The 20330-nt window shown below is 48.5% G+C and carries 23 protein-coding genes and 1 other annotated feature; of the genes, 13 read left to right on the forward strand and 10 right to left on the reverse strand.

The window, feature by feature from the left end; genetic code table 11:
• Positions 1-141 precede the first annotated feature (141 nt).
• The 8 genes from MRY16398_RS05895 to MRY16398_RS05935 all read right to left on the reverse strand — a co-directional run bounded on the left by MRY16398_RS05895 (position 142) and on the right by MRY16398_RS05935 (position 8864).
• A complete protein-coding gene (locus MRY16398_RS05895) occupies positions 142-783 on the reverse strand; it encodes an NrsF family protein (RefSeq protein ID WP_108700762.1) in 642 nt (213 codons plus the stop codon).
• On the reverse strand, positions 770-1342 hold the full coding sequence (locus MRY16398_RS05900) for an RNA polymerase sigma factor (RefSeq protein ID WP_125123969.1): 573 nt from the start codon (positions 1340-1342) through the stop codon (positions 770-772). The genes MRY16398_RS05895 and MRY16398_RS05900 overlap by 14 nt, the downstream gene beginning before the upstream one ends.
• A 20-nt stretch (positions 1343-1362) precedes the next feature.
• Positions 1363-2586 (reverse strand): protein-disulfide reductase DsbD family protein, encoded by a 1224-nt coding sequence (locus MRY16398_RS05905; protein WP_125123970.1) that lies wholly within the window; start codon positions 2584-2586, stop codon positions 1363-1365.
• A gap of 42 nt (positions 2587-2628) precedes the next feature.
• On the reverse strand, positions 2629-3192 hold the full coding sequence (locus tag MRY16398_RS05910; protein ID WP_039077585.1) for a peroxiredoxin: 564 nt from the start codon (positions 3190-3192) through the stop codon (positions 2629-2631).
• Between the two features lie 635 nt (positions 3193-3827).
• On the reverse strand, positions 3828-4232 hold the full coding sequence (locus tag MRY16398_RS05915) for an H-NS family histone-like protein (protein ID WP_039077584.1): 405 nt from the start codon (positions 4230-4232) through the stop codon (positions 3828-3830).
• 1035 nt (positions 4233-5267) lie between these two features.
• Entirely contained in the window at positions 5268-6338 is a 1071-nt protein-coding gene (locus tag MRY16398_RS05925; protein WP_052249201.1) for a hypothetical protein, read from the reverse strand.
• A gap of 864 nt (positions 6339-7202) precedes the next feature.
• The gene (locus MRY16398_RS05930; RefSeq protein ID WP_125123971.1) at positions 7203-8228 is read right to left on the reverse strand and encodes a site-specific integrase; all 1026 of its coding nucleotides are present in this window, start codon (positions 8226-8228) and stop codon (positions 7203-7205) included.
• Between the two features lie 3 nt (positions 8229-8231).
• Positions 8232-8864, reverse strand: a complete 633-nt coding sequence (locus MRY16398_RS05935; protein ID WP_125123972.1) for a phage repressor protein CI — start codon at positions 8862-8864, stop codon at positions 8232-8234.
• Positions 8865-8983: 119 nt separating this feature from the next.
• Here MRY16398_RS05935 and MRY16398_RS05940 point away from each other — a divergent pair, with 119 nt between their 5' ends.
• The 13 genes from MRY16398_RS05940 to MRY16398_RS06000 all read left to right on the forward strand — a co-directional run bounded on the left by MRY16398_RS05940 (position 8984) and on the right by MRY16398_RS06000 (position 17263).
• On the forward strand, positions 8984-9229 hold the full coding sequence (locus MRY16398_RS05940) for a Rha family transcriptional regulator (RefSeq protein ID WP_125123973.1): 246 nt from the start codon (positions 8984-8986) through the stop codon (positions 9227-9229).
• 35 nt (positions 9230-9264) lie between these two features.
• Positions 9265-9774 (forward strand): phage regulatory CII family protein, encoded by a 510-nt coding sequence (locus tag MRY16398_RS05945; RefSeq protein WP_125125632.1) that lies wholly within the window; start codon positions 9265-9267, stop codon positions 9772-9774.
• Between the two features lie 7 nt (positions 9775-9781).
• On the forward strand, positions 9782-9982 hold the full coding sequence (locus tag MRY16398_RS05950; RefSeq protein WP_125123974.1) for a phage filamentation protein Fil family protein: 201 nt from the start codon (positions 9782-9784) through the stop codon (positions 9980-9982).
• On the forward strand, positions 9946-10287 hold the full coding sequence (locus tag MRY16398_RS05955; protein WP_125123975.1) for a DUF5347 family protein: 342 nt from the start codon (positions 9946-9948) through the stop codon (positions 10285-10287). The genes MRY16398_RS05950 and MRY16398_RS05955 overlap by 37 nt, the downstream gene beginning before the upstream one ends.
• Positions 10288-10353: 66 nt before the next feature.
• Positions 10354-10587 carry a DUF2732 family protein gene (locus MRY16398_RS05960; protein WP_125123976.1) on the forward strand — a complete coding sequence of 78 codons (234 nt, stop codon included), beginning with the start codon at positions 10354-10356 and terminating at the stop codon, positions 10585-10587.
• The gene (locus MRY16398_RS05965; protein ID WP_125123977.1) at positions 10587-10814 is read left to right on the forward strand and encodes a TraR/DksA family transcriptional regulator; all 228 of its coding nucleotides are present in this window, start codon (positions 10587-10589) and stop codon (positions 10812-10814) included. Before MRY16398_RS05960 ends, MRY16398_RS05965 begins: the two co-directional genes overlap by 1 nt.
• Positions 10811-11668, forward strand: coding sequence for a DNA adenine methylase (locus tag MRY16398_RS05970; RefSeq protein ID WP_125123978.1), 858 nt, complete (start codon positions 10811-10813; stop codon positions 11666-11668). Before MRY16398_RS05965 ends, MRY16398_RS05970 begins: the two co-directional genes overlap by 4 nt.
• Positions 11665-14073, forward strand: a complete 2409-nt coding sequence (locus MRY16398_RS05975) for a replication endonuclease (RefSeq protein WP_125123979.1) — start codon at positions 11665-11667, stop codon at positions 14071-14073. The genes MRY16398_RS05970 and MRY16398_RS05975 overlap by 4 nt, the downstream gene beginning before the upstream one ends.
• 161 nt (positions 14074-14234) lie before the next feature.
• Positions 14235-14423 carry a hypothetical protein gene (locus MRY16398_RS05980; RefSeq protein ID WP_125125633.1) on the forward strand — a complete coding sequence of 63 codons (189 nt, stop codon included), beginning with the start codon at positions 14235-14237 and terminating at the stop codon, positions 14421-14423.
• Positions 14424-14433: 10 nt separating this feature from the next.
• Positions 14434-14667, forward strand: coding sequence for a DinI-like family protein (locus tag MRY16398_RS05985; protein WP_125123980.1), 234 nt, complete (start codon positions 14434-14436; stop codon positions 14665-14667).
• A gap of 712 nt (positions 14668-15379) precedes the next feature.
• Positions 15380-16048, forward strand: a complete 669-nt coding sequence (locus tag MRY16398_RS05990) for a hypothetical protein (RefSeq protein ID WP_125123981.1) — start codon at positions 15380-15382, stop codon at positions 16046-16048.
• Positions 16049-16056: 8 nt separating this feature from the next.
• Entirely contained in the window at positions 16057-16704 is a 648-nt protein-coding gene (locus tag MRY16398_RS05995) for a hypothetical protein (RefSeq protein ID WP_125123982.1), read from the forward strand.
• A gap of 4 nt (positions 16705-16708) precedes the next feature.
• Complete coding sequence (locus MRY16398_RS06000; protein WP_125123983.1) at positions 16709-17263, forward strand: hypothetical protein; 555 nt, start codon at positions 16709-16711, stop codon at positions 17261-17263.
• Between the two features lies 1 nt (position 17264).
• Positions 17265-17333, forward strand: a sequence feature (Trp leader region).
• A gap of 88 nt (positions 17334-17421) precedes the next feature.
• On the opposite strand, the gene MRY16398_RS06005 is transcribed toward MRY16398_RS06000, so the two are convergent.
• On the reverse strand, positions 17422-18444 hold the full coding sequence (locus tag MRY16398_RS06005; RefSeq protein ID WP_125123984.1) for a phage portal protein: 1023 nt from the start codon (positions 18442-18444) through the stop codon (positions 17422-17424).
• A complete protein-coding gene (locus MRY16398_RS06010; protein ID WP_125123985.1) occupies positions 18444-20213 on the reverse strand; it encodes a terminase ATPase subunit family protein in 1770 nt (589 codons plus the stop codon). Before MRY16398_RS06010 ends, MRY16398_RS06005 begins: the two co-directional genes overlap by 1 nt.
• Between the last annotated feature and the right edge of the window lie 117 nt (positions 20214-20330).

Genomic DNA, 20330 nt, shown 5'->3' on the forward strand with positions numbered 1-20330 from the left:
GTCTCCTTGGGTTAATGCGTGAAAATATATCACTCATTTGACCCAGAGGAGAGTTTTACCTGCTGTTATCAGTGAATGTCGGGACGGTACGCAAAACCGCGTACGCTCTGCGTGTTATCCAGCAAAGGGAACGGTATACGTCTAATGGTGGGGCAGCGACACCCATTTATAGCCCAACAGCATAGTACTCAGGATGATCGTTGCCGTGGCGCTGAGATGCATCAGAAAATCCAGCGCACTCACTTGGGTTGGGTGGCAAAGGGCCAGTAATGTCAGCGCCATGCAGGCGACGCCAGCCCCGGCGGCTGCCAGGCTGCGGGCGGGAAATAACGTGCGGGTACGGCGCAGATAACCAATCACGATCGCCATCATCGGCACGCTCACTACAACCATAAAGAGATAACAATTTGTTCCCACCTCGCTGCCTTGTACCGGGAGGTGGTGATGCAATTGCATATTGGCAAAGGAAATTGCGAGCCAGAGGCTAACCAGCGGCGTAAACCATTTCCAGCTCAGGGATTGCTGCCCGGCAATGCTCAGCAAAAAGGCATTACGGATAGCCAGCGCGCCGGTAATAAAGGTCAGAAATAGCTGTAAGATAACCCACGCGGCGCCTGTCTGAGACCAGTCGGTAAAAGTCCGGTGCACCAGTAAACTGGCCAGCGCCCCACAGGGCAATGCCATCACGATCCACGCTACAACCCGCCATCCGGGCTGCCACGGACGTTTTACGGGCTCGATAGTGCGACTTAACTGCTCAATAAAAAGATCATGATCGGCCATGATGTGCTCCTAACCGACGAAGGTTACTTAATGCGCGATGCAGCAGAGACTTAACGGCCGCCACCGTCAGGTTATTGTGCGTCGCGGTTTCTGAAAGGGTCATTTCGTGCAGGTGAACATGTTCAATTACCTGCCGCTGGCGCGCCGGAAGCTGGTTTAACAGCATGGCGAGTTCTTCCCTGGACTGGTGTTGTTCAACGCTGGCGGCCAGATAACGGTCTTCGTTTGCGTACTCAGGCACCTCGTTGCCGTCTTGCTCGCGCTGGCGATGACGGCCACGACGGCGCAGCGCATCAACCGAACGGGCATGGGCAATCGCCATCAGCCACGGTAAAAAAGGCGAAGCGGGATCGTAGGTATGACGTACCCTGTGCACGGTCAGCAGCACATCCTGAATGACATCTTCAACCAGCATGTCATCGTCAACCTGCTTACGTACCAGCGAGCGAATAACCGGTACCAGCGCCTTTAGCAACTGCGTGTAGGCCGCCTGATCGCCGGCCTGGGCAAGCGCCATCAATTGTGGCCATTGCTCACGTGTTGCCTCATATTTTTCCATATCCCGCCTTATTTACGGCTTCATGTCTTTTTACCGCTGGCCTGTGTCAGGGCGTTGACCACTATCGACGGGGTGAGCACCTGCGGCAAAATTTTCGGTTCGCTGCCATCTGCCGGATAGACCACATACAGCGGCAGGCTGCCCTGACCCAGGGCGTTCATCGTGTCATCGATATCGGCATTAAATTTGGTTGAGTCGGCCACCATATAAAGTGTGCCCGTGCGCGCGAGCGCCTCTTTCACGGCCTGCGTAGACAGCGATGTCTTCTCGTTTACCTGACAAGTGATACACCAGGATGCGGTGAAATTGACGAAAATCGCTTTGCCGTGGCCACGATTATCCGCCACATTTTGCGGCGACCATTTTACCTCTTCGACATGTGCCATCGTCTCAAGCGGGGCGCCATTTTTGATTACCGACGGCAGCGGAACAATGACTGCCAGAATCAGCGCAGCGGTGACTGCAAACAATGCGAGATGCCGCTTACCGGCAAAGCGCCGTTGCTGCGCCATACCATAGAGCCAGGCGGCGAAACTCAGCACTACAGCAGCCGCCAGAATCGCGGCGAGCGCGGTGGTTCCTGCCTGCTGAGCCAGTACCCATACCAGCCAGCCGAAGGCACCGAACATCGGAAACGCCAGGCCACGTTTTAGCGTATTCATCCAGGCACCGGGGCGCGGTAGCCATTTTCCCAACGCCGGGAAGAGGGAGATGAGAGTGAATGGCGCGGCGAAACCGAGTGCGAGGGCAAAGAAGATAACCAGCGCCACGGCAGGTGGTTGCACCAGCGCATAGCCAATAGCACCTGCCATAAACGGGGCGGCACAGGGGGTTGCCACAATGATCGACAGCGCCCCGGTTAGCGCCGCCCGGACAAACGCACCGCGCTCAACGGAAATTTCCCCGGCGCGCTGCATCGACAGACCCACTTCAAACACGCCAAGTAAATTCAGCGCAGCGCCCAGAATAACCAGTGCGAGGAAGGCAATCACCAGCGGCGACTGGAGCTGAAACCCCCAACCGACGGCGGTACCGCCCGCACGCAGGGCTAACAAAACCGCGGCCAGTATCAGCATGGTAACAACCGTGCCGAGTAAGAAGCCAAGCCCTTCTTTGCGCGTCTGCACCGTACTGTGCGAATGGCGAACCAGCCCCAGCGCCTTAAGCGAGATTATCGGGAAAACGCAGGGCATAAAATTAAGGATAATGCCGCCTGCAAAGGCGGCCAGCATTGCGGTTAACATAGTGAGTCTCTGATGGCTAATGGGGTGGTTGACGTCCGCCTTTTACGAGTGCGAATTTGCGTACTGTTTCACCGCATCCATCGTTTTCTGGATATGCGTTTCCGGGTTTCTGTCAGTGTAGCTCAGCAGGATCTTACCGTCCGGCGCGATAACAAATGAGGTCCGGTCAGAAAGGGTTTTGCCATTCATCTGCATCAGCGTCTGGTACTCCGAGGCGACTTTTGCGCCTGGGTCAGCCGTGACGGTGAACTTATCGCGGCACTCCAGTTTAGAGAACTCATCCACCTGGTCCACATTACCTGCGGTCACGCCAATGACGGTCGCGCCCAATTTTTTGAAGTCATCCGTGGCTTCGGCAAAGGCGTGGGCTTCGATGGTGCAGCCTTTACTGAATGCCGCCGGGAAGAAATAGAGCACGACCGGGCCTTTTTGCAGGGCCTGTTTCAGTGAGAACGTCAAAGGCTTGCCCGCAAGGGCGCCCTGCAATTGAAAATCGGGGGCCTGCGCACCGGTTGGCAATGCGGCCTGGGCATTGAACATCGGCATTGAGACGCTAAGCAGTACGGCAGAGGTAAGGCTCAAAAAAAGTTTTTTCATCGGTGTCATGTTGCGCTCCACGGGGTTAGGAAATTTAACGCTCATAGACAGTTCGCTGGATGTCGCGGGAAAGTTTCGCCTGGGGTAAAAAATTTTCCTCGCTGAAAAAGCGGTTTAACAGCAGGGCTATTTCACGATGCGATATGGGTAGCGAGGAACACTTTTGCGGCTGGTTGCCATTTTATCCTGCCTGGTTATTTGACAGTCGGGTGTCAGCATCGGCTTGATGCCGTACCGTTGCGTTTCAAAAGTATATTCCACCGGGTATTAATTTTAATGGTCCGGCCTTTCGGGAACCGCCCCGGGATGTTATTGGCCCGGCTTGACCTGGTAACCTGAACATCTGTTTTTTCGGCTCTGCTGCTTATATTAGACGCTGGTTTTTTTATTGTAATAGAGAGTAAAGGATTACAGTTCGGCTAAACGGACTTGCCGCGACGGGGATATGAATATGAGGAGAGTGCGATAAAGCGCAGTAGTACAACGAAGAATATGGCGGTGTTTTTTAATTGACCGTCATGCGCTTAAGATTATTCTGTAGCTGATGGTCAATCATCTTATGTTATCGGCAGGGTGGGCGGGTTTCACTATATAAAGAGTTTCATAGCATTGCGGGGGAGCGTGCCTCCCCCCATAGCTGGATATTAGATTGCGAAATCTTCCAGTTTTTTCCCTTTCTCAAGCGCGGAGGTAATCGCTTTAGGCGTGCGGCCCTGGCCTGTCCAGGTTTTTTCGCTGCCGTCTTCGTCGATATATTTGTATTTCGCCGGGCGAGGCTCACGGGTCGATTTTGTTTTTGTCGCCTGTCCTTTTAAGGAGGAGATGAGCTCTGCCGGGTCAATGCCTTCCTCAAGAAGTTTCACACGAAACGCTTCGAGTTTTGCCTGTTTATCCTCGAGTTCCTTACGCTGAGAGGCTTCTTCTTCGCGGCGTTCTTCAACGATGACCGTGAACTTTTCGAGAATATCTTCAAGATATTCCAGGCTAACTTCACGCGTTTGAGCACGCAGTGTGCGAATGTTGTTTAAGGCTTTCAGTGCTTCTGACATTTGCAGATCCTTTTACTTGAATTTGGTGGTGTTTCGAATTGCTTCTTTACGAATGGTTCCTGGAAACCAAACGAGCGTATCACTTTTGTTTCTCGGGTGGACACAATATATATACCGCCGATGCAAAATAATTTATAGCAAATTATGAATGGAAATGTCTGTCTTTTAGTGTCATTACTCTTTTTTTTCTAAGTAGAGTATTTCGCTGCGCAGTTAAAAGCATAACCACTTCCCTCATCCTTACCAATTTCATGGGTAGTCATCTCTGAAAACCCCTTTCGCAACGGGTCTTTTTTCTTCTCAATACCCTTACTCCCGGTAATTGACCGTCACGCTTTGCTTATATCCGAAATAGAATGAGAAAGATTTGTGCGCTTTGTCGCGAATTCAAAATCATGCCGCACCGTTTGTCCAGGTCAGCCCGTTGCGTCAGGAAGGTGTGTTGTACTTGATAAGCGGCAAGCTAAGCGTGTGAAATAGCGCTTTAAGAAATACCAACTGCAGGTTGTCTTCTCTTCACGCTTTTTGCTAAGTGCATTTATCCAGCTCGACAAGAAGTCTGTTTAGCTCATATTGAATGTGCTTCCGACGCTGTTTTAATAGCAAGCGGGCCGGAACAACGCGATCAATAATGGTCGATTTCCTGGCCATGAACTTCATTGCGAGTCGGGTGACGTCTTCTTCTGTCCAGCCAGGCCACTGTCCATGTTTTTCCTTTGACATGAAAAATGTACGGTCACTCTGTTTTGCCACATTTTCAGGACGATGTTCGAAGAGGGGCAGAGAAGGAAACTATCTGCCCGGCAATGATCAGATTTCGCACTTGCATCTCAACATTTTTGCATGACAAACGCGTGCGAGTACACAGAGAGGCTAATTTAGCCATGTATGAAATTCTATGTGAATTGTCCCGACGCGGAGTGAGGCAGGTGACAAGATGCCACCGCTGTAATGCCGGACAAAACAAAGCCCGCACTTTCGCGGGCTAATGCTATTGTCATGGCTCAAATCTGCGTTCTCAATCCTGTTTAATAGTTAATACCCACGAGCAGAATAGACACGGGCCATTCCCGCCCAATCCGAGAACAATATTTCATACTTAACCGGTGTGTAGTCAATGATGCTATCCATTGCTGCTGTGTTCCATGCATTATCTGAAATTTTACGATCCCTGGCAGTTTTCCCCCACTCGACAATCTCTTTTGCAAGCCCCTGAACACATGCCCTGCTTAACACTTTCTTGCCGTAGTATGCGCCCATGTCAGAACATGATGCCATGCTCATATCAAGACTGTTTCTTAAATAACTCAGCCCGTTAATGGATATAAAACTGCGACCGTTGGCATACACCATACCATTGTCACGAGCGGTAAACTTAACAGTGCGTAACGCATCCACTATCTTTTTTTGATCTGGTGTTGGGTCTATCCACGGGGAAGGATAAATAGTTCTTTCGGAGGCAATATATGCTTCTTTTTCACGTTCCTTGTTTGCTTCGTTTCTCGCGCTGTACTGTTCCTCAAAGGCATTAAACTCTTTTTGGTACTTTTCATCGAACTGGTCTTTTTTAGCACTGAATGCAGAAATACTCTGATAAAAATCAGTTTCGCTAACTTTGCCAAGCCCCATATTCCAGTAATCTTTTTGATAATCAATGTAAATGACATCGACTCTGTATTTGTTCTCTAAGGCTTCAGCCAAATTTTTCAAGTATGCATAAATATCAACTCGCTTTTCTTCATCATCCTCAAGTGAAGATAGTTGTCCAACATTCGGGCCACCGTACTCATGGTATGCAGCATAGAAAACAGGAATGAACGAAAGATTAGCGTTAACGGCTTTGATGATATTCTGTTCGTTACATGTTGTGTCATCCCACTTTAACAGGCTATTGCCACCTTTTCGGTACGTTTCACAGTCCTCGATACCCAGGCGAACAATCGCATTCCATCCCGGGCGCTGCTTATAATCGTCGTTCTTGATGATATGGAACCGGGAAAGGGTTTGGGATGGAAAAAATTGACCAGCCGTGCAAGATGAAAGAAGAAGAGTAACCGAGAGGCTGGCTATTAGTTTTAGCCCCCCGAAAGTCTGTAATTGTTTCATATGAATGTCCGATTAATAAAAACTCCTGGGATCTTAAATTGTATTTAAAAATAAATCCATCTCAGATAAAAGGTAACTTGCTGATTTTTATTGCTCAAATCCAGGCTGCCAACTATCGTGCATTCAAGAGTTTCCTTTAAGTTCGAGGCTATGAAAGCGCGACGTTTATCATCTGGCTGCCGGGATAAAGCGGTTTTTATTGGCTCGCTGCGTCCTTCATTTTTCTGGCGCTCGATAATGTTATTCACTCAAGTTCGGTACTGGAATTTAATTGCAGCGCCATACTTTTTCTACAGTTTATTCTGCCTCGTTACCTGCGCTTTTGGCTTCATTGAGAAAGCTATTTCAGCCTGCTGGTGTAGCACTTTACAAAGCTTTGTCGCAGCGGCGCGCCAGCGCTTCCAGAAGATCATTGTCGGAAGTACTCAATGCACCAAATAATGGAACAGCAGATACAGCAAGCTCCGTTGAGGAGACTGACACTGCACTACTAAATTGCCATATGCCGCTGGTAGGGGTACCTGTTTTTCGTACAGTTTTTGGGCAAGGGTAGACAATACCGGGGCTGGTCAGTTCGGAATCATTTAGTTGCCATTGGACTTCAACGGACAAATTCAGGGTACAAAAAAGCCCGCAGGGCTTGCGCCGTGCGGGCTCTCAGGACTTCATCGGATGACTCTGGTAATCACCGATGGAGAATTTTGGTGGAGCTGGCGGGAGTTGAACCCGCGTCCGAAATTCCTACATACCATTTTTATAGTAGAAAAAACATATATTTACTTTTTAAATCATCATCTTATTGTTTTTCGTATCTGTCGGGTTTTATGTGGTTTTAAGTCTTTGCCGCCAAAGTGCCGCCACAAATTAGCGGTTCCAGTTGAGATTGTGAAGCGGGTTTTTTGTGACTGCATCTTCCAGATGGTCGGGCGCAAAGTGGGCGTAAACCATCGTCATTTTTATATCTGCATGGCCCAGAATATCGCGCAGTACCAGTATGTTTCCGCCATTCATCATAAAATGACTGGCGAATGTGTGGCGCAACACATGGGTACATTGGCCCTCAGGTAAATCGATACCAGCCCGCGTGACAGCACGTTCAAACGCTTTTCTACATGGCGTGAACAACTTTCCCCGGTTCTTCGGGAGTTCGTCATACAGCTCTTGTGATATGGGAACGGTTCGGTTTTTCTTGCCTTTGGTCTTGGTGTAGGTGATACGGTATTTTGATAACTGGTGGCCTTGCAGATTTTCGGCTTCACTCCAGCGCGCACCAGTTGCAAGGCAAATTTTTGCAATCATCAGCAGGCTGGGGCTTTGAGAATCTGCGCAGGCATCTAACAGGCGCTTAATCTCTTCCGGGGCCAGAAACGCCAGTTCACCCTCCGCGATCTTAAATGTTGGTAGCCCGGCGAGTGGATTGGGGGCTGACCAGTGGCCCAGTTTTTTCAGCGTGCCAAAAACCGATGATAGGTTGCGTTGTTCAAGGTTTACCGTGCGGGGCTTAACTGGCGACATAAGCACACCATCTTCATTTTTTACTTCACCTTTTAGACGCGCTTCACGGTATTTTGTAAAATCGCCAGCGGTTAGCTCGGAGGCTATGGGATCGCCGAGGCCATTACAAATAATGCTGAGTTTTGCCATTAGGCGCTTGGGGTCTGCAAGGGTTTGCCCGTAAAGTGAATGCCATTGTTCAATCACTTCTGACAATTGTCGCCGATCCTCCTTTTCACCTAACCATGGCTTTTTGTTCACTTCATCCATTGTGAAGTTTTCGAACGCTATTGCCTCGCCTTTCGTCGCAAACTGTTTTCGCACGCGCTTTCCATCGCGACCGCTAGGGTAGCACTCGCACAACCATTTTCCGTTTGGCTGTTTTCGTATGGTCATAAACTAAAGGCTCTTGATCACTTTGACGGCACGTCCGATGGCTTCAATATCATCCACTGAACATTCAAAAGAGGATTCATCTTGATGGACAACGATTCTGTTACCAGGAATGCGGCCTATTTTGACAATGCTTTTAACCCCATCAATATCTACGAGCCAATATCCATTGCTGATTTGTTTTACTGAGGTATCTACAACAAAGCAGTCAGCTTGAGTTTTGATGAATAATGAATCGCTTGGCTCCGCATCTAGCAGGCTACTATCAAGCAAAATCTCACCTTCTGTTATTAACTCGCCGTTTTTTAACTCAACCTGCTTGAGTCCTGGCGCCACAATCTTTGAAAGCGGGCGAAGTGTGATCGTGGATTCGTTTACGGGATTTTTATCACGGTCCTGCGAGGAGAACATTTCTCCTTGCCCTGTCGCTAACCATAACAAAGATACGCCTGTTTCAAGAGCGCACTGAATAACCCATTCCGCAGGAAAGCTATCGCGTAAGTTTCTGTTTGCCATAGTGCTTTTTGAAATTTTCAAGTGATCGGCAAGAGCTTGTTTAGTAGTGAATCCATACGCTTTTAGCAATCTTTCAATCGCTTCGCGACCTCCCGTATTGGGACCTGCTTGGATGTTTATCATTAAATACTCCATTGACGATCACTTTAAGTGATCGTAGTATCAACTAACTCCCTAAATGGGAATCCTGTAAAGTGATATAAAACGACGTAAAACAAACCTAAACGAAGAGATACTGCACTATGAGCACCGACATTTCAATTCGTGTACCAAAAGTGATAGCAACGCCAGCCGAATTCGCTGAGTGGGAGGGGTATTCCCGTGGCTCCGTTTATCAAATGATTCACAACGGAAAACTTGCTAACTACATTGAAAAGAAAGAAAAAAATAAAGGTCGTGTATTCATCCTGTATCTCAAGTACAAGCAAGAGCAGGCACGTAAGAACATGGAGCATTCAGCTTTCAATTACAACGTTGTTGTCGGTTAGCAAGTTCAATTATGAGAACTTTTTTCGAGGCCAGCATGTTTGATTTTCGCGTTTCTAAACATCCTCACTTTGACGAAGCCTGCCGGGCATTCGCTAAACGACACGACATCACCGCTTTGGCTAAGCTGGCAGGTATTAAACCTCAAACTTTGCGTAATAAGCTCACCCCTGATTCGCCACACCAGTTAACGCCCCGCGAGATATGGGCGTTGACTGACCTGACCGAAGACTCAACCCTCGTTGATGGTTTTCTGGCTCAGATTCATTGCCTGCCATGCGTACCAGTCAATGAACTGGCAAAAGACAAATTGCAGTCCTATGTCATGCGCGCCATGGGGGAGCTTGGCGAACTGGCGAGCGGTGCGGTCTCTGATGAGCGTCTGACCCCGGCCCGCAGAAGCAACATGATTGAAAGCGTTAATGCTGGTATCCGCATGCTTTCGTTGTCAGCTCTCGCATTGCAGGCCCGACTCCAGGCTAACCCGGCTATGGCAAGCACGGTTGATACCATGAGCGGTATCGGTGCTTCATTCGGCCTTATGTGAGGTGGCTATGTTGGAAAATGAACCATCTTTCGCATCACTACTCGTTAAGCAAAGTCCGGCAATGCACTACGGTAACGGCTGGATTATGGGTGAGGATGGCAAGCGCTGGCATCCATGCCGCTCGCAAGATGCGCTGCTGGCAGGACTCTCCACTACAAAGCAGGGGAAACCATGGCTATTGAAGGCGATGCTGCGACTGTTCCGCTAAACGCTGGTCTCCGCCTTAATGGGTTAAATCACATCGCGGAATTAAGGGCGAAAGTGTTTGGCTTAAATATTGATTCAGAGCTGGAGCGATTTATTAGCGATATGCGGAGCCAACGGGATATTAACCATGAGCAGAATAAACGCGCACTTGCCGCAATATTCTTTATGGCAAAGATTCCGGCGGAACGTCATAGCGTCAATATTAGTGAGCTGACGACTGACGAAAAGCGGGAGCTGATTAAAGCAATGAACCATTTCCGTACAGTGGTGAGTTTATTTCCAACTCGGCTAGCAATGCCGAATTAACCAACAACAGAGATTAAAGGCGTAACCCGCCGGGCATTCCTTTGCCCAAATTCAGGAGAAAGAACGATGCGAAATATTGAAACCCGATTCACCAAAAGCGGCCCAGATGATGCAGGGCTTAACCAGTTGTTTACCGAGGTACGCATGGAAGAACGTCGGGCGCGCGTGGAAGTAATGGCGGCCCGTCTTGATAGTCTGGCTTGCCATATTTCTTCCCGCCAGCTTAACCATGTTGAGGCGGCAGAGCTGCTGCGCACTGTTGCTGAAAACATTCAGAACGAAGCGGCGGAGATACATTAATGGCCGACGCAATGGACATCGTACAACAGCGCGTTGAAGAGGAGCGCCAACGCCATATTAATGCAGCCCGTGCAAAAGTGCCGGGCGCTTCCCGTATGTTTTGCATTGAATGCGAAGCACCAATCCCACCTGTACGCCGTTACGTTATTCCCGGCGTGCAGTGCTGTGTCACCTGTCAGGAAGTCGCAGAGCTAAAAGGCAAACATTACAACGAGGGTGCCGTATGAGCACCATTCTGAAATGGGCGGGCAATAAAACCGCTATCATGCATGAGCTGTTAGAGCACCTCCCCGACGCTGGATTGCGTCTGGTAGAACCGTTCGCGGGTTCCTGTGCCGTAATGATGGCAACGAATTATCCTGCATATCTTGTTGCAGACATTAACCCTGATCTGATTAATTTATACAGGCAGTTACAAGATAATAGTGATTGGGTGATCGATATCTCAAGGGGGCTTTTTGCCTGCAATAATAATGCAGAAATGTATTACCTTATTCGTGAGGAGTTTAATTATAGCCAGTCGCTGAACTCTGCATGGAGAGCAGGTTATTTTATATATCTCAATCGCCACTGCTATCGTGGTCTGTGTCGTTATAACCAAATTGGGAAATTTAATGTTCCATTTGGTAATTATAAAAAACCGTATTTCCCTGAAAAAGAAATCCGTGCTTTTGCAGAAAAGGCACGGTACGCAACGTTTATCTGTGCCAGCTATGATGAAACACTGGCAATGCTGAAAGATGGTGACGTGATTTATTGCGATCCACCTTATGACGGGACATTTAACGGTTATCACGCTGCTGGTTTTACAGAAGATGACCAGTATCATCTGGCGTCAATTCTGGAACGCCGGTCGTCAGAAGGTTACCCGGTTGTCGTTTCCAATAGCGACACCTCGTTAACCCGTTCGCTTTATCGCAATTTCAAGCGCCACTGTATCACGGCACCGCGTAGTCTGGGCGTTGCCGCCGGTGAAGGTAAATCGGCAGAGGAAATTATTGCCACGAAGTCGGTAGGCTTCTTCGGTGTTGATTTTGCCACTGGTTCTGACCGTTCTGTTATTGCCGGAGTCATGGCGTGACGGCCAGTAAATTCATATCCCTTCATGTACAAACCACCGGCGGCTCAGATGAAGCCGCCGGGGCTTTTTCCTGGAATACCCCGAAAAAAGCAATTAACCCTTATTTTGCCCCGGCGGACGTTGCGCCGGAGTCTGCACTTTCAAACCTGATCACTCTTTACGCTGCTGATAATGAGCATGAGAAGCTGCGCCGTGAAGCGCTGAGTGATGAGGTCTGGGAGCGCTATTTCTTTAACGAATCCCGTGATCCTGTCTATCGCGATATGGAGCAGGACAGGCTTATCAGTCGTGCCAGAATGGCACGTGAACAACAAAGTTTTGATCCCGATCTGGTCATTCTGGCCGATGTAAGCGCTGCCCCTTCCCATATCAGCAAGCCCATGCTGGAGCGGATTAAGTTTTTCCACGGTCTCGGCAGGCCGAAAGCTTATTCCCGCTATCTGCACGATACTATCAGGCCATGCCTTGAGCGGCTGGAGCGTACACGCGAAAGCCAGGTGTCTTCTTCTTTCCGGTTCATGGCGAGCCATGACGGGCTGGACGGATTACTGATGCTGCCTGAAATGAATCAAGAGCAGGTTAAACGCCTGTCTACCCTCGTTGCGGCACATATGAGCATGTGTCTCGATGCGGCCAGCGGTGATCTTTTTGTCACTGATGACGTAAAACCAGAAGAAATCCGCAAGGTGTGGGAAAGGGTGGCCGCAGAAGTCATGCGCCTTGAGGTTGTTCCGCCTGCATTTGAGCAATTGCGCCGAAAGAAACACCGTCGCAAACCTGTTTCCTATGACCTTATACCCGGTTCACTGGCCCGAATGCTGTGTGCTGACTGGTGGTATCGCAAGTTGTGGAGAATGCGCTGTGAATGGCGGGAGGAGCAGTTGCGCGCCGTCTGCCTGGTCAACAAGAAAGCGTCCCCGTATGTCAGCTATGAAGCTGTGATCCACAAACGCGAACAGCGCCGCAAATCGCTGGAGTTCTTTCGCTCGCATGAGCTGGTTAATGAAGACGGTGACACGCTGGATATGGAGGATGTCATTAATGCCAGCGCCAGCAATCCGGCACACCGTCGCAATGAAATGATGGCGTGCGTAAAAGGGCTGGAACTTATTGCCGAAATGCGCGGGGACAGTGCGGTATTTTACACCATCACTTGCCCGTCTCGCTTCCATGCGACCCTCAGTAATGGCAGGCCCAATCCGAAGTGGACCAGCGCGACTGTACGACAGAGTAGTGATTATCTGGTTGATACGTTTGCCGCATTCCGCAAAGCCATGCATAAAGCCGGTCTTCGCTGGTATGGCGTGCGCGTTGCAGAGCCACACCATGACGGCACTGTGCACTGGCACCTGTTGTGCTTTATGCGCAAAAAAGACCGCCGCTCTGTCACCGCATTGTTGCGAAAATTCGCTATCCGCGAAGACCGCGAGGAACTGGGTAACAATACGGGGCCGCGCTTCAAGTCCGAGCTTATCAATCCGCGTAAGGGAACACCGACCAGCTACATTGCCAAATACATCAGCAAGAATATTGACGGGCGCGGGCTGGCTAATGAAATCAGTAAGGAAACCGGAAAATCGCTGCGAGATAACGCGGAGCATGTCAGCGCCTGGGCGTCACTGCACCGTGTCCAGCAATTCCGATTTTTTGGTATTCCGGGGCGTCAGGCGTACCGCGAATTACGTTTACTGGCAGGGCAGGCAGAAAGGCGACAGGACGGTAGCAAAGCCGGTGCGCCGGTACTGGATAACCCGCGTCTCGATGCGGTGCTGGCTGCTGCTGATGTGGGCTGTTTTGCTACCTACATTATGAAACAGGGTGGCGTGCTGGTTCCACGTAAACACCACTTAGTCAGAACGGCATACGAGCTTAACGAGGAACCGAGCGCCTACGGCGATCACAGTACCCGAATTTATGGCATCTGGTCGCCGATTGCAGAGGGCCGGATTTGTACTCATGCAGTTAAGTGGAAAATGGTTCGCAAAGCCGTTGACGTTCAGGAGGCGACAGCCGACCAGGGCGCTTGCGCCCCTTGGACTCGTGGCAATAACTGTCCCCCTGTTGAAAATTTGATCCAGGCAGGGGGAGATTTACCCGAAATTCAAACCATGGATAAGGCAGAACTACACGAATACCTGCACAGTATGAGCCAGAAAGAGCGGCGCGAGCTTACAGCCCGGCTGAGGCTGGTAAAACCGAAGCGGAAAAAAGCATACAAACAGAACATTTCACAGCATCAGCGCCTGCAACTTGAGGCGGAACTAACGTCCAGAGGATTTGATGGCAGCGGACGGGAGATTGATTTGCTTCTGTGCGGCGGCAGTATTCCTTCTGGTGCGGGACTACGCATTTTTTACAGAAATGGATGGTTACAGGAGGATGATAAATGGCGTCAGTGGTACTGATGCCGCAACGTTATGATTCCTGATCGTGGCTCATTCATATCAATATGATAATTCTGAGAAAGAAAAAACATTTTACATTCTGAAATAGCTCGTATACTGTATTTATAAACAGTGTATATGCATACAGTATTTGGTTTTGTATGCAGTTGAAAGGAGGAATGATGCAGGATTATTTTTTGGAGTCGTTGAAGCTCCAGCGCATTGATTTTTTTATCAAGCTTGTAGCGGCTAGTGAGTGCAGCGACGAAGAAAAGAGGATGGCTATCCAGTGGGTGTCTGAATTGACCGATGAACTGATGGCAAAAATTCGTAATCACGAATACAGCAAAACCATGGACGTTATCAGTTAGGAAAATCTCTATGCGCATTGAAATAATGATCGATAAAGAGCAGAAGATTAACCAGACAACGATTGATACTCTCGAATACGAGCTTTACCGAAATTTGCGCCCACTGTACCCAAAAACGGTCATTCGTATCCGCAAGGGTAGTGCCAACGGCATTGAGTTGAGCGGAGTAAAGCTGGATGAAGATAAAAAGCAGGTAATGGAAATCATGCAGCATGTCTGGGAAGACGATAGCTGGTTAAATTAGATAACGTCGCGGGTGATAAAAACTTGTTTTTTACCGCCCGCGGGGTTGAACAACGAGCAGGGCGAGGCGTTAGCTACGGCGCTGATGTTATCAGATTAACGTTTAAACCAGGCTCAAACCGGCACCCTGTATGCCGGTTTTTTTTAAGTCATTTTCCCGCGATTTCTCCATTTTTAGCTGTGCATGCATCAGGTGCATGGTTTTGCATTTGTTTGGGCCGCTCGTTAAGGCTGTGTGCCGCCAGCACTGGCGGGGATCCGGTGCGGATATGCATCTGCATTAAAAGCGGCACATAAAGCGGGCAGGCGAGGCGGGGATAGCATTGCGCGCAGAGTATGATGTTTTGTCAATGGTAATGGTAATCCAGAATCATAAATTGACTCGCAACATAAAACGCCAAAGTACCTTGGCTATCATCTGTTATATGCACAAGCTTGGACTTGAAATGACTGTTTTTGCACATACTATACAATCAAATCTGAAATGCGGCATCGAGCAAGATAAATCCTTAATGGCTTCTTTGAGAAGCCTTTGGCAGGCCTTAACATGATTGCTCAATCGTATAGAAGCCTAATCTGATGCGGGAATCACAACTATCGTCTCGCCCCGCCATCAAGTTATGGTATAAACTAGCATAACATGTTGGATCTACATATGTGGGTCATAGTGATTTTGAGAACTATATGATGAATAAACAAAAAGGAGTTTTTTAATGTTTGAGTTCCAGTTTAGCTACTTTACTCGAGGGCAGTTCATTGACAATGCTCCGGTAAGTATATCGCCTATAATGATGGCTTTTGAGAATAAATTTTTGCCTAGCTACGCAGATGAAATATCTCCTCATGGACTTAGGAAAGTTATTAGAATAGTGGGGATTAATGAGTTTGATGGTGTCGCAGTATTATTTTCATCTGAGTCAGTGAATATTAATATGTTGTATCGCGACTATAAGCCGAAAGAAGAGGAAGTTTTCGCCAGATTAGATTTTATAATAAATGCACTTTCTAAAATTAATTCAAACATTAAAGTTTGGCGTCTGGCTTCAATTGTAACGTCAGTCGAGCGTGTTACGTATGAGAATAGCGAGAGGATGTACAGTAAATTCTTTGCTGATGGTGCACATAATGACTTTTTTGAATGGAATGTAAGAAGAGCTAAAAAAGAACAGTATGAGTCTGAAGTACTGAATGTTGTAGCTACCATAAGTCGTGGTCCTGTTACGAATACAATTAACCCAACTGAAAACTTTGACGCAGTTATTGTCCAATTAGATGTCAATACAGCTCCGGAAAAAACTACTGATAGGTTTAATATATCAAGAGATATTATTTTTCATCTTACTGATAAAGCAAGAAAAAATCTAGAACACCTGTTAGGTTGAGGTGGGTTATGATTAATTTAAATGCAAAGCATAATTGGATTCAAGATAAAAGTACGAATGTGGATTCGTACTTAAATAAAAATAATGTAGTGTGGAATTATTTAGTTTCATATTATTCAAATGATAATGAAAGTAAAAACAATACCACCACTACCAGTATTAATACTTTTTTTGAATTTTTAGATAATAGCACAGCAGAAGTTAAATCTAAAAAAAATGATGACTTAGATAGCATTATGTCATCTGTGTATAAAATGCTCTTATCAGAAGATTTTGGTTATGGAGATACTCCAGAATTAAAGTATGTAGTGGAAAATATTTTCAGAAAAAATAAATCCGAAGCCCAAATGGCTTTCATCAATATGGCAACAAGAAAGGTATTTACATCAGAGAGCGATATTATTGAGAAGTTCTTTGCTCTTTTAATGTCTTTAGAGGAATCAGATATTGAAAATATTGCCCTTACCGTTGTTCAAATGTTTCTATCTCACCAAGATATAAGTGCGGCAGAGGGGGCTCTATCTCTTTTAGATAAATATGGGAAAGATAAGGATGCTTTGGATATAGCACAGAAAATCAGAAATTTTGATTATGATTTTCTTAACGACTATAAAGAAAAGGTTATTAACAATCTTACACATTATGTAGAAAAGTGAGTTAATGATGGCTATTTACATTAGAAAAGTAGTAAAAGCTAAATGGGATTGGAGGAATCCAGTTGGCTCAAATATAGCCGCCAATGCTCTTGGGACGGATGGTGTTACGAATTGCTGTAAAACTTCAAATAACACATTATCTATCTGGAAAATCGATAGTGAACTCCTCGCTAGTGATGATGATAAAAAAATTATTGCTACATTAGCAACTAATGGAGGTAGTCTTTCACCAATAGATTATATTATTTTGAGTGATGAGGAACTCGAGTTTTGTGGTTTGTCTATAGACCAAGAAGATGGGGATTCTTTGATTTCTGATGTTAAATCAAAGCATTATAATATTATCAACCTCGATATGGGTAGTGTTAGTGCGCTTGGTTTAATGATTAAGAAAAAAGTATCCGGTGTTAAGGCTGGAGAAAAAGTAACACAGCCGACTCAATTAAAAAAAATAGATGTTGGTAGTATAAAGTCTTACATCAACCAATTCATACCAAAAGATACTGCTGCTGCCGAAACTTTGAAGCTGAAAAATGGCTTTAAGAGAATATACGATTGATATTTACTGGTACGCCTATTTTTCATCAGCACACAAATAAAAAGCTCGCTAACTTAGCGAGCTTTTTATTTTGAGAATGATATTTATGCTAAGCACGGAACTACCTGTGCAATTAGGCTTGACGCTGTAAAGTAACTTGCCAATTCATACCTGTGTTATTATTTATTATCTATCTCAAGCAAGTAATTTTTAAACTTGATAATATCCATACCTAGCCAATCATTTATCTCGCCTAGCCTGCTTTGCAACGGGCACAACTCATTGCGGACGAACACCTGTGCGGCTTTCACCACATCCCCGAATCCGCCGGTATTGTTCGGCATCATCCCCATCAGTTGCGGTGGTACGCGGTGCGCGCTTAACAGGTCGCTCTCGCTGACTTTCTTGATATTAAAAAAATCATCCTTTGTCGCCACTTCGCTGAGTGGAATGATTTTAATCCCGTCCGGTTTTCCGCTCGGCGCGTAGAAAAATAAATTCTTGAAATTACCCAGGCCTTTTGAGTTGCGCATGGCATCGCGCATCGCCTCCACGTCGGTGCTGCTCTGTGCGGCGTCGGTCACGTACATGATGTAACCGGCGTGCGCGCCGTTCTGGTAATACTTGCGCCGGTACAGGGTCGCCGATTCATTCAGCCAGGCCGAATTCAGCGCGCTGAGGTATTCCGGCATCCCGTAAATCTCCTGGTTAATGTCCGGCTCCATCAGGTGAAAAACGGAACCAGTCTCAAAGGCGTGCGGCTGAATAAATGACGGCACCCACCAGTAAGCGCCGTCCTCCACGCCACGCCGGGTGTATTTGGCCGGGGAGGTTTCCAGCTTCATCACGCGGCCCGTGGTGCTCATGCGCTTTTCTAAAAACGCATTGCCGAACACCAGAAAATCCAGCACAAAACGGCTGAAATCCTGCTGTGACAACAGCGGGTGAGGGACAAAGGTCGAGGTCAGAATATTACGTTTCACGTAGATGGGGGAGCTGTGATGCACCGCGGCACGCAGGCTTTTTGCCAGACCGGTAAAACTGACCGGCGGCTCGTACCATTTGCCATTACTGATGCACTCCACATAATCCAGAATATCCCGGCGGTCGAGTACCGGCGAGGGTTCGCCGAAGCTGAATGCTTCCATAGTCTGTGCGGTGGTGTTGACCGGCTGTGCGGCGCGCTGTTTTTTTCTGCTCATCAGTTAAACTCCAGAATGGATGTGGCCGCCATGCCGCTTCCGGCGCTGAGCGGTTCGTTAATCAGTACGTGCATGGTCGCCCAGGCTAAATCCGCGTGGCTGGCTTCCTCGGTACGGCTGGCCTCATAGGTGGCGCTGCGTCCGCTGCCGGTCATGGTTTTACGGATTGACATAAACGACTGTGTGATGTCGGTAGCGGAAACGTCGTATTCCAGGCACCCGCGCGCGATGGTGTCTTTGGCTTTCAGCACCATGGCGGTTTTGACTTCCGGCGTGTAACGGATTTCTCGTGCTGCCGGGTAAAACGAGCGCACAAGCTGATACACCCCCTGGCCGATGCCGGTCGCGTCAATCGCGATGTACTCGACGTGGTATTTTTCGGTAAGCGCGCGAATGGAATTTGCCTGGGTGGCAAAATCCATGCCCTTCCACTGGTGACGCTCCAGAATGCGGAACTTGCCGCCGCTGACAAGCGGGGGCGCAATGACCACGCACCCGGCACTGTCGCCCCGGTGTGAGGGGTCGTAACCAATCCAGACGGTACGCTGCCCGAAAGGCCGGTCTGCAAACGGCGCGAAGTCTTCCCACTCTTCCAGGCTGTCGACCATGCAGCGTTGCAGCTCCTCAAACGGGAACACTGACGCTTTGTCATCCACAAACTCGCACATAAACAGGTTGCGGAAATCATCCGCGCTGTTTTCCTGTTTCAGCGTGTCCAGGTCAAACAGGGTGCAGCCGCGCGCCAGTGCGTCCTCAATGGTGACAATCTGCCGCCACTGTCCGTCCGCGCAAAGGACACCACCGGCGAGCGCCGTGTGTGAGATATCAATGTCCACGCGTTCGCTGGCGCTGGTACGGCCCTTATTGAACAGCTCGCCAGACCAGAAGGGATACGCGCCATGACCGAGGGAGGACGGTGTGGAAAAATAGGTGGTGCGCAGGTGCTTTTGCGAGGCCATGCCGGAGGCGACTTTACGCAGGCGCTGGAAGTTGGGTATCCAGAAAATCTCATCGACATACAGGTCGCCGTTATGGCTCTGCGCGGTGTTGGAGTTGGTGCCAAGGAAAATCAGCTCCGCGCCGTTATTGCCGATGACAATCGGGTCGCCGGTCAGGTCAACGTCAACCAGACGGGCAAACGCGATAATGTATTTTCTGAATACGTGCGCCTGGGTCTTACTGGCGGATAAAAATATCTGGTTATGACCGGTTTTCAGGGCGCGTAACAGCGCCTCGCGGGCAAAGTAAAAGGTTGCGCCAATCTGGCGCGATTTCAGGATATTACGGATGCGGTGCGCCAGCCCTGCCCGGTGCCAGTTGAGCTGGTATTCAAAGGATTGACCGAAGAAAATTTCCTCCAGTTTTTCGACAGCCTCATCGCTGAAAAAATTCTTTTTCGGCTTCTTACGTTCCCCTTTGTTGCGGTTCGCCACGTTCGGATTTAAATCGGCCTCATTACCGGTCTGGCTGTAGCGATTGACTCTGGCGAGCCGTTCCATCTGACGCGATAAAAAATCCGCGACTTTAAAGTCATGCGCGGTTAATTCCGGCTTTGCATAAAGCTGGATAAGCCGGGCCTCCAGGGTGCTCTCCACCCGGTTAATCGGCGCGGTTAAATCCCATTCGTCGCGCTGCTTCCAGCTCTGAACGGTCGGGCGTTTGGTCTGCAACATCTCCGCGATTTGTGGCACGGAAAACCCCTGCCAGTACAGAAGGGCGGCCTGCCGTCGCGGGTCATGTAACAGCGTGGTGTCAGTGGTGATGGTCATGAATGCCTCGCCTCAATGGATTCATGGCAAGGCTACTTAAGCGCGGCCAGTGATTCGCTAAGGCGCTGTTGTGTCAGGGGTAAGCCATCCGGGTTTGATGGCGACGGGGGCGCGGTG

Source organism: Phytobacter sp. MRY16-398, assembly GCF_003925915.1.
In the GTDB taxonomy this organism is placed as follows: Bacteria; Pseudomonadota; Gammaproteobacteria; order Enterobacterales; family Enterobacteriaceae; genus Phytobacter; species Phytobacter diazotrophicus.